We start from the raw sequence: 9,864 nt of genomic DNA, 5'->3' as shown, positions 1-9,864 counted from the left end.
TTTCCCATGCGGCCCTCTCACGGCCTCCAAGTTAACGCATGGAAGAAACGGGCTTTACCTCCCTCGCTCATTTGGTCGTGCCCATGCTTCAAGTTGACGCGGGGGCACGGGACAAGCGACGTTCTTCTCGCCCCTTGGCGGCCGCCGGGTGTGCACAAGCGTCTATCTGACGCATGTGCATGAGGGGGCTCAGGGCGAGACGGGACGCATCGAGAAGGACGGGCGAGAAACGCGCATCACCACCCCCTCCCCGCGTGACGAATCCGTCACGGGCGCGTCACGCGCGCGCCAGCCGGCCCGCCCACCATAGAATCGAACCTGAAACCTCGCCAAGGGAGGCGCCATGGACATCCTGCAGGTTGAGCACCTGACCAAGACCTACGGCTCGGGCGACACGGCCGTCCGCGCGCTCGACGACGTGAGCCTGACCGTGGGCACCGGCGAGTTCGTGGCCATCATCGGCAGCTCGGGCTCGGGCAAGTCCACGCTGCTGCACATGATCGGCGGCGTGGACCGGCCCACCTCGGGCACCGTGCGCGTCTCGGGCGAGGACGTGTTCCAGCGCTCCGACGAGCAGCTCGCCGTGTTCCGCCGCCGCGAGGTCGGCCTGGTCTACCAGTTCTACAACCTCGTGCCCGTGCTCGACGTGGTCGAGAACATGTGCCTGCCCGTGCTCATGGACGGCAGGCCCGTCAACGAGCGGCGCCTGCGGGCCATGCTCCGCACGCTGGGCCTCGAGGGCCGCGAGCACCACCTGCCCAACCAGCTCTCCGGCGGCCAGCAGCAGCGCGTGGCCATCGGGCGCGCCCTCATGAACGCGCCGGCCGTGGTGCTGGCCGACGAGCCCACCGGCAACCTCGACTCCAGGAACTCCGCCGACATCATGGAGCTCCTCCGCAGGTCGAACCGCGAGCTCGGCCAGACGCTCGTGGTGGTCACGCACGACGAGGACGTGGCGCTGATGGCCGACCGCGTGATCTCGATGGAGGACGGCCGCGTGGCCTCCGACACGAGGGCGAGGTGAGCGGCATGGCCAAGCACTTCAGAAGCGAGAGGGACCGGCGGAGCGAGAAGGACCGGCGGGACGAGAAGGACCGCGCCGCCGCGGACGGCGCGCCGCTGGTGGGTCCCCTCTCCCGTCACGTGTTCCGGAGCTTTACCATCAAGTCGCTCAGGGCCAACCGCGTGCGCACCGTGGTCACGATCGTGGGCGTGGCGCTCGCGTGCGGCCTGCTCACGGCCGTGATGGCAAGCGTCACGAGCCTGCGCTCGGCACTGCTCGAGCGCCAGCGCGCCCTGGACGGCGTTTGGCAGGAGGGCTTCGACTACACCGACGACGCCACGATCGGGCGGCTCAAGTCGCTCGCCGGCGGTCACCTCGACCGCCTGGCCACCCGAGGCGACCTCGGCGCGGCGGCGCTCTCCGGCGACAACGCCTTCTACAGCGGCCCCTACCTCGGCGTGGTCACCCTCGCGCAGGAGGACGCCAGCATGCCGCGCGCCGCCGGCGACACGGCCCACGACGTCGTTGCGGAGCCCGACGTTGAGTCGGGCCGCCTGCCCGAGCGGCCCGGGGAGATCGCGCTTCCCTACTACCTGCAGGGCGTCGAGCTCACGGACGGCGCGACCCAGCTCGACAGCGTGGACGCCGGCGCGGTCTCCGAGGGGCCGCTCACACTCGGCTCCACCGTCACGCTGTCGGCGGGCCGGCGCACGTGGCTCGACGGCGATCCGCGCCCCATCCCCTCGGGGAGCCCCCTCAACGCGGACTACTCCTACGAGACAGACGACGAGGGCAACTACGTCTCCGAGACCGAGACCCCGCTCGAGACGATCACCGACGTCGGTGCGCCGCGCACGTTCACGGTGGTCGGCTTCGTCGCCCCGTCCTACGCCGATGGCGACGCCGCCTACGTCTGCCCCGACGAGCCGGCGCTCGCCGCCTCGGGCGGGGTGGTGAGAAGCGCGTACTTCTCGACCACGGGCTACGCGAGCCACGACGAGCTCCGGGACCTCATGGTCGGCCTGCTCGGCGAGGACGGCAGCTACTCCGAGAACAACGGCCTGCTGCTGTACCAGGGACTCGCCGCCTCCCGGCAGATCTTCGACTCGCTCTCGCAGGTGGCGGCCGTGCTCGCCGCGGTGATCGTCGTGGCGGCGGTCTCGCTCATCTCCAACGCCTTCAGGATCTCCATCTCGGAGCGCACGCGGCAGTTCGGCCTGCTCTCCTCACTCGGCGCCTCGCGCCGGCAGCTCAGGCGCACGGTCTTCACCGAGGCGGCGCTGCTCGGCGTCGCAGGCATCCCCCTCGGGCTCGCGCTCGGCCTCGCCGCGACCGCCGCGGTCTTTGCCGTGACCGCCGAGGGATGGGCCTTCATGCTGGGCGACGGCGTCACGATGAGCCTCGTGATCGCCCCGCTCGACCTGGCCCTCGCCGCCGGGCTCACCGCGGTCACGCTCCTGGTCAGCGCCTTCGCGCCCGCGCTGCGCGCGAGCCGCGTCTCGGCCGTGGACGCCATCCGCCAGGCCCACGACGTGCGGCCGAGCCGCCGCCTGCGGCGCCTGTTCCGGCGCCGCCGCGACGCAATGGACGACCTCTCCACCGACGGCCGCCGCCCGCGCGGCCTGGCGGCGCGCCTCGGGGGCATGCCGGCGTTTCTCGCCCGGCGCACCCTCGCCGTGTCCGCGAGCAAGTCCCGCGTGGCCGCGGCCGCGCTCGCCGTCTCGGTGGCGCTGCTCGTCACGGCGGGCCTGCTCTCGGACTACCTCACCGGGGCCATGGGCTATCTGGACTACGGAAGCTCCGACCTCGAGATGTACCTCTCCTCGCAGGACTCCTCGAGCGACATCGCCGAGGACCCCGTGGCGTCGAACCTGGAGGGCATCGTCGCCGACGTCGCCGGGGTGGCCGGCGTGCGCGAGGGCAGCGTGAGCGGCGTGGCGCGCGCAGCGGCCGACGTCCACCTGGGCGAGGGTGACGTGAACTGGGACGGCGTGGACACCTTCAACGAGCGCACCGACTACGCCGGCCTCCAGCTCGACCGCCAGGGCTACGGCCAGGCCACGGTCTGGCTGGTAGACGACGGCACGTGGCGGCGCCTCGCGAGCGAGCTGGGGCTCGGCGAGGGCGACGCGGACCCCGCGCACCTCTCGTGCGTTGCGTTCAACCTGCTCAACGCCACCAACGCCGACACCTACGGCTCCGTCTCGCCGCTCACCGGGAGCGCCGACGCGATCGACGTGCTCCTGCCGCCGGCCGACCTCGCCGACAACGAGTGGATCGGCATGGGAGAGGACGGCAGCCACTCCCTCAAGCGCGCCGACCGCGCGAGCGGCACGGTGACCGACGTCGCCCCGGTCTCCGAGCTCGGCCTCGAGAGCGTGAGCGTGCCCGTGGACGCCTACGCCACGGACCTCGGCGACGACTTCCCGATCGGGACCGCCACGCTCTCCGGCGTCGACTCGGTCTCGCTCGTCATGCCGATGCGCGCGGCACGCGAGAGCGGGCTCGCCGACGCGATGCGGCTCTCCCTGACCGAGTTCTACGCCCGCTTCGCCGACGGGGCCGACGAGGACGCGGTCATCGACGGCATCCAGGACGTGCTCGCCGCACGCGGCGACGTGGGCTCCTCCCAGATCATGAACATCCGCGAGGCCCTGCGCGAGTACCGCGCGATGACCTACACCGTCAACGTCTTCCTCTACAGCTTCATCGCAATCACGATGGCGATCGCCGTGGCCAACGTCTTCAACACGATCGCCTCCGGCCTCATGCTGCGCACGCGCGAGTTCGCGACGCTGCAGTCGGTGGGCATGGGGCGCCGGGCGTTCCGGCGGATGATCGTGCTGGAGTGCGCGGACTTCGCGGCAAAGGGGCTGGTCGGCGGCATCGTGCTGGCGACGCTCGTGAACGTGGCGATCTACTCGGCGCTCTCGAGCTCAATCTCGACGCTTGAGATCGCGATGCCGTGGGGCCACGTCGCCCTCGCGTTCGCCGTGGTGGTGGCCGTGCTCGCCCTGAGCGCCGGCTACGCGCTGAGAAAGACGCACGCGATGAACATCGTGGAGGCCCTGCGCGCCGAGGTCCTGTAGCGCGCCGCGAAACAAAGGGGACGGAGGTCTTTGTCACATCAGCCTGTCGTGACAAAGACCTCCGTCCCCTTTGTCACACCCCCGTCCCCATCGTCTCGGCCCCTACTCCTCGGGCGGCACCGCCGGGGCGTCCGCGCCCTTCTCGGCCTCCCCCGCGGCCAGCATCTGCTCGAACATGCTCGCGGTCTGCGTGAAGTCGCTCGGCAGCACCACCGTGGACGCCTTGCCGGTCTTGGCGAAGTCGCTCATCATCTCGGTCCACTGCGTGAACATGAAGAGCTGGTTGGCCTCCGTGTCCGAGACGCCCGTCTCCTGGATGGTCTCGAGCGACTCCTTGATGCCGCTCGCGATGGCCTTGCGCTGGTTGGCGATGCCCTCGCCGGCCTTCTCCATGGCCTCGGCCTCGGCCTGCGCCTCGGTCACGCGGCGGATGCGGTCGGCCTCGGCGAGGTCCTGCGCGGCGGCCTTGGTGCGCTGCGCGGCGTTGATCTGGTTCATCGAGTCCTCGACCTCGGCGGGCAGCGCGATCTTGGTGATGAGCGTCGAGACGAGCGTGAAGCCGTAGGCCGCCATCTGCTCGGAGACCGTGGCGTTGACGTCCTTGGCGATGTCGTCCTTCTTGGCGAAGACCTCGTCGAGCGTGTAGACCGGGATCGAGCTGCGCAGCGCGTCGGTGATGAAGTCGCGCATCTGCGCCACCGGCTGCTGGAGCATGTAGTAGCTGCGGTAGACGCCGGACTGCTGGGGCTGGGCGCCGCGCTCGTAGCTCACGTGGTACTGCGCCGAGACCTCCAGGCCGATGGTCACATTGTCCTCGGTCTTGCAGTCGATGTTGAAGCCGTTCTTCATCGTGCGCAGGCTCACCGTGGCCGCCTTGCGGTCGACGAACGGGATCTTGGCGTGCAGGCCCGCGCCCACGATCTTGTAGAACTTGCCCAGCCGCTCGATGATCACGGCGTGCTGCTGCTTGACCACGTAGAACAGGTTTCCCGAGACGAGCCCCACGACCACGAAGACCACCAGGACGAGGAGAAGTACGGCAAGAAGCTCAGGCATGGCGCGCTCCTTAGGACGGCTTACGTAGCCCTAGCATAGCGCCCCGCCCGGCGCGCCTATACTCGAAACGGTCAGGATGTCGTAAAGGGGGAGCGTATGGCGGCACCGACCGGGCGGCCCTCGACGCGGCGGATGCCGCGCTCTCCGACCTTCTCGCCGACCCAGCCTCGGGAGAGCTCCACGACGCGGTGGCCTCCTACCTCGACCAGCGCTGCACCGACCGGCTCGGGCTCACGGCCGCCGAGCTGGGCGTGGACACCGACGCCTGGGTGACCCTGCTGCTCGGCGAGGTGAGCTACCGGCCCGACGAGGCCTTCACCTACGACGACGGGACGGGCTCGGCCTGGGTCTACCTCACCTGCCCGAGCGCCTACGACGCGTTCTCCGAGTTCTACGACGCGGTCAGGCCCTACCTCGAGGACGAGGGGCTCTTCGAGTGGGGCGACCCCGTGGGCGAGACACTCACCGAGGCTCAGCGCGCCGAGGTGGCGCGGCTGCTCCGACAGGCGCAGGGCGTCGACGTCACGGGCACCGAGATGCTGCGGAGCTATGACGTCACGTACCGGGGCGGCGCGTGGGTCGTGGACGAGGGTCAGGTCACGGAATCGTTGCGCTCGGGACTCGACATCTCCTAGTCTCGACGCGTGGGCGTGAATACCGGCCCCGCCCGGCGGGTAGAAGAGAGTGGCTGGAACGTGGCGGCGTCTGAGGGGGTTCGCATGGACACGGTTGACGAGAGGGGCCTCTCCTCCCTGACGGGTGGTCGCGAGGGCATATTCCCGGCCGCGGCGCACGAGGTGGTGCCCGCCGCCGACGGCCCGGCCCCGATCGAGGGACGCCTGCGCAAGGCCCCGCTGCGCGTGCCCGACAACTACGAGGCGTGCAGCGGCTTCACGCTGTTCGGGCGGCGCATCCGCACGCTGCTCTACTCCACCGACGTGGCGGCGATCCGCAACTCCAACGCCGACGCGATCTTTGCTGTCTACCCCTTCACCGCGCAGCCCGCCATCACACAGGCCCTGCTCACCGTGGCCGAGGCGCCGCTCTTCGTGGGCGTGGGCGGCGGCACCACCACCGGCCGGCGCGCCGCCGAGCTGGCCGCCGTCTCCGAGATGCAGGGCGCCGCCGGCGTGGTGCTCAACTCGCCGGCCACCCCCGAGATGGTGGCGCAGGTGGTCTCCACCGTAGACATCCCCGTGGTGGCCACGATCACGCGCTTCGACGCCGAGGCCGCCGAGAAGGTCTCGGCCGGTGCGCGCATCGTCAACGTGGCGGCCGGGCGCGCCACCGCCGAGGTGATCGCCGAGCTGCGCGCCGCGTTCCCCGCGCTGCCGATCATCGCCACCGGCGGGCGCGACGACGAGAGCGCCGCCGCCACGGTGGCCGCCGGCGCCAACGCACTGATCTGGGCGCCGCCGAGCGTCGTTGAGCTGCAGCGCGACATGATGGTGCGCTACCGCGAGAAGGCCGAGCGCGCGGCCGAGCAGGCCGGCGAGGCCGCGGACGAGACCGTGGCGACCGTCGTGGGCGTGCCCGACATCACCGACATGCCGGTGGCCGACGTGCCCAACGGCGTGGTCGAGAGCGTCCCGCCCGAGGTCGAGGAGGCCGAGCAGATCGGCGAGGAGGACTTCGTGAGCCCGTACCGCGGGCGGCTGCCGCGCCTGCCGTTCTTCGGCCGCCGCAAGCGGTAGCGCGGGCTTCTCGCCGTCCTTCTCGGCAAGCTCCTGCCGATCCGAACGGAATCGCACGTCGGACCGTTCGGATTGGCAACAGAAACTTCTTTCACCTGCCAAAGCGAACGTCTCGGCGCGACATTTCGTTCGTGACGGCGGGAGCAACGAAACCCTGTCATGCTCAGCGGCGCAGCAACGAGGACCAGTCGACCGCGGGCGCGGGATCGGTCCGCGCGGGCGGCGAACCGAGGCGCGGGACGCCGTAGAAGTCGAGCTTGCGGACGAGCTCGCTAACGCCGGCCGCCTCCTCGTACGTGAAGCGGGCCACCGAGACGTCATACGCGGTGATCAGTCCCTCGCGCGAACGCTGGTCGAGAAGGACCTGCTCGGGCGTGCGGCCGCGCGTCATCGCAGGGTCGCGCAGCTTGCGCGCGCCGTCGCACTCCCCCACGATCACGCGGCCGTCGGCGCGCACCCAGACGAAGTCGGCCCTGAAGCCCCGCCCGGGGTGAATCGGGTCGGGCACCCAGACCTGCAGGTCAGGCAGCATGAAGCCCTGCTCGATCATGACCGCGCGGGCGATGGACTCGCCGCCGCTCTCGGCGCGGCCGTCCGCGTGCGCCAGGACGGCGAGCGCTCGGTCGGCGCCGTGACAGGAACCCTCGCGGTCGCGGATGTAGGAGGCTAGCCAGGAGACGCTTCGTCCGCGCGCGGCGAAGTCGGCCACCACGAGCGCCTCCCTGAACTCCAGCCAGCGCAGGCAGTCGAGCACGGTGCGCGCGAAGGGCGTCACCCGCACCCCCAGGCGCTCGACGGGCCTCTCGCCTTTCTCCTCGTCGAGCGTCAGGCGATGCCGGGCGATGCCCGGGACGGCCCTCCAGCCACCCTTTGCCGCAACCAGGTGCAGGGTGCGCAACAGCCCCCATGAGACGTCCGCCCCGTACACGAGCGCCGCCGACGGTCCGCAGAACACCCACTCGGGATGACGCTGATGAAGGCCGCGCATGAGGGCGAGCGCGCGCTCGGCGGGGTCGGCCGCCTCCCATGACTCGCGACGAACGTAGAGCCCCGGCGCCGGGCGCAGCACCGTGCCGTCCTTCCCCATCCGACGGGAGAGCGCCGCGCGCAGGCGGTCGTCGCTCACCGGCAGGCACGACCCCATGCGCTCCGCCGCGTCGAGCAGATCGGCGAGCTCCCGGTCAACCGCCTCGCTCATGGCACCACCCCCAGGGGACAGTGTTTCAGAGACCGCGACCCCTTGCCTCTCCGTTAGCTGTCACCAAGCTTTCACGCCCCCTCTGAGCAGCGTCATCCCGCTATCGGGCTCATCCGGTTGGCCGCGGGCGGTGGCGTGTTCTCGGCAGACGGCAGCACGGAGCCGCCCGCGACGGGGACGCGCGCCTATGACCGTCTTCTTGTGTCACGGACCTGGCGCTTCTCGGCAAGCTCCTGCCAATCCGAACGGAATCACACGCCAGGCCGTTCGAATGTGCAGCAGAAACTTCTTTCACCCGCCAAAACGAACGTTCCGGCGCGACATTTCGTTCGGATCGGCGGGAGCCGTGCGCACGAAGCGGGCTCGCACGCGCATAATGGTCGCAGGGCAGCCACGCGCGAGAGGAGCCGCACATGCGAGAGCTCGAGGACCGCATCAGGACGGAGGGCGTCGTCCGCGCGGGCGGCGTCCTCAAGGTCGACGGCTTCCTCAACCACCGCTGCGACGTGGGCCTCTACGACCGCATGGGCGCCGAGTGGGCGCGGCTGTTCGCGGGCCGGCGCGTGGACAAGATCCTCACGATTGAGACCTCGGGCATCGGCATCGCGTGCGTGGCGGCGCGCCACTTCGGCGACGTGCCGGTGGTCTTCGCGCGCAAGACCGAGTCACGCAACATGGACGGCGAGCAGCTGCGCGCCCGCGTCCACAGCTACACCAAGGGCCGCGACTACGACGTCATGGTCGCCCGGCGCTTCCTCTCCCCCGGCGAGCACGTGCTCGTCATCGACGACTTCCTCGCGATGGGCGCGGCGATGGACGGCCTGCTCCAGATCTGCGACCAGGCGGGCGTCGTGGTGGAGGGCATCGGCGTCGCCATCGAGAAGGCCTTCCAGCCGGGCGGCGCTCGGCTGCGCGAGCGCGGCTACCAGGTGGAGGCGCTCGCGCGCGTGGCGTCGATGGACGCCGAGACCGGCACGATCGAGTTCGCGTAGCGGACGCTGCCTCGGCGGCCCCTCAAGCCTCTCACAGATTTCCCGTTGACATATGATCGCTCGCTCATATAATCGTTGTCAGCACGAACATATGAGCATTTGTTCAGATGTTCAGAGCAACCGACAGCGAGAAGGGAGCCGTCATGGCAGAGGAGATCGCCCCCGGCGAGACCCCGTCCGAGATGCCCGACGAGGAGCTGCTCTACGACCTCGCCGACCTCTTCAAGGTCTTCAGCGACACCACGCGCATCAAGATCCTCTTCGCCCTCATGGGGCGCGAGCTCTGCGTGGCCGACATCGCCGAGGAGACCGGCTCCACCCAGAGCGCCGTGAGCCACCAGCTGCGCACGCTCAAGTCGGCCCGGCTCGTGCGCTTCCAGCGCGACGGGCGCAACGTGCTCTACTCGCTCGCCGACGACCACGTCTACACGATGCTCAACCAGGGCATGAGCCACATCTGCGAGTAAGCGAGAAGAACGGGGCGGCCGCGACCGCCGACAGAAGGGACACGCCATGCGCAAGTCATTCAAGCTCGACGAGATCGATTGCGCCACCTGCGCGCAGAAGCTCCAGGACGCCATCGAGAAGGTCGAGGGCGTCGAGAAGGCCAGCGTCAACTTCATCACGCAGAAGCTCACGCTCACCGCGCCCGACGACCGCTTCGACGATGTACTCGACCGCGTGGTCAGGCTCGCCGCCGACCTCGAGCCCGACTGCGAGATCGTCCGCTAGCGCGTCCTCGCGGGCCAGGGAGCCGCTCGGTCGCGCGCTCACTTCGCCGCTGCGCGGCTCAGAAGTCGCGCGCCGACCGAGCGGCTCCCCCGCATCAGCC

General features: G+C 70.2%; 9 protein-coding genes. 7 read left to right on the top strand and 2 right to left on the bottom strand.

Features of this window, described 5'->3' with window-relative positions; translation table 11 throughout:
- Positions 1-343: 343 nt before the first annotated feature.
- Together ACWTSU_RS04730 and ACWTSU_RS04725 are read left to right on the top strand one after the other, a co-directional pair.
- Complete coding sequence (locus ACWTSU_RS04730; RefSeq protein ID WP_455137679.1) at positions 344-1,024, top strand: ABC transporter ATP-binding protein; 681 nt, start codon at positions 344-346, stop codon at positions 1,022-1,024.
- A 5-nt stretch (positions 1,025-1,029) separates the two neighbouring features.
- Positions 1,030-4,092 carry an ABC transporter permease gene (locus tag ACWTSU_RS04725; protein ID WP_455138726.1) on the top strand — a complete coding sequence of 1,021 codons (3,063 nt, stop codon included), beginning with the start codon at positions 1,030-1,032 and terminating at the stop codon, positions 4,090-4,092.
- A 102-nt stretch (positions 4,093-4,194) separates the two neighbouring features.
- On the opposite strand, the gene ACWTSU_RS04720 is transcribed toward ACWTSU_RS04725, so the two are convergent.
- Positions 4,195-5,148 carry an SPFH domain-containing protein gene (locus tag ACWTSU_RS04720; protein ID WP_455138725.1) on the bottom strand — a complete coding sequence of 318 codons (954 nt, stop codon included), beginning with the start codon at positions 5,146-5,148 and terminating at the stop codon, positions 4,195-4,197.
- Positions 5,149-5,336: 188 nt separating this feature from the next.
- Between ACWTSU_RS04720 and ACWTSU_RS04715 the strand changes: the two genes are divergently transcribed.
- Both ACWTSU_RS04715 and ACWTSU_RS04710 read left to right on the top strand, forming a co-directional pair.
- Positions 5,337-5,783, top strand: coding sequence for a hypothetical protein (locus ACWTSU_RS04715; RefSeq protein WP_455138724.1), 447 nt, complete (start codon positions 5,337-5,339; stop codon positions 5,781-5,783).
- An 84-nt stretch (positions 5,784-5,867) separates the two neighbouring features.
- On the top strand, positions 5,868-6,842 hold the full coding sequence (locus ACWTSU_RS04710) for a hypothetical protein (RefSeq protein ID WP_455138723.1): 975 nt from the start codon (positions 5,868-5,870) through the stop codon (positions 6,840-6,842).
- A gap of 163 nt (positions 6,843-7,005) precedes the next feature.
- Here ACWTSU_RS04710 and ACWTSU_RS04705 read toward each other — a convergent pair whose 3' ends face one another.
- Entirely contained in the window at positions 7,006-8,040 is a 1,035-nt protein-coding gene (locus ACWTSU_RS04705; RefSeq protein ID WP_455138722.1) for a hypothetical protein, read from the bottom strand.
- Positions 8,041-8,453: 413 nt separating this feature from the next.
- On the opposite strand from ACWTSU_RS04705, the gene ACWTSU_RS04700 reads away from it, so the two are divergent.
- From ACWTSU_RS04700 to ACWTSU_RS04690, 3 genes are all read left to right on the top strand, one after another.
- Positions 8,454-9,032 (top strand): xanthine phosphoribosyltransferase, encoded by a 579-nt coding sequence (locus tag ACWTSU_RS04700; protein ID WP_455138721.1) that lies wholly within the window; start codon positions 8,454-8,456, stop codon positions 9,030-9,032.
- Positions 9,033-9,175: 143 nt separating this feature from the next.
- Entirely contained in the window at positions 9,176-9,499 is a 324-nt protein-coding gene (locus ACWTSU_RS04695; protein ID WP_455138720.1) for an ArsR/SmtB family transcription factor, read from the top strand.
- A gap of 46 nt (positions 9,500-9,545) precedes the next feature.
- Positions 9,546-9,764 (top strand): cation transporter, encoded by a 219-nt coding sequence (locus tag ACWTSU_RS04690; protein WP_455138719.1) that lies wholly within the window; start codon positions 9,546-9,548, stop codon positions 9,762-9,764.
- The last annotated feature ends 100 nt before the right edge of the window (positions 9,765-9,864 follow it).

It is taken from the genome of Thermophilibacter sp. (genome assembly GCF_966187215.1).
This window is presented reverse-complemented; position numbering and strand designations above follow the sequence as displayed.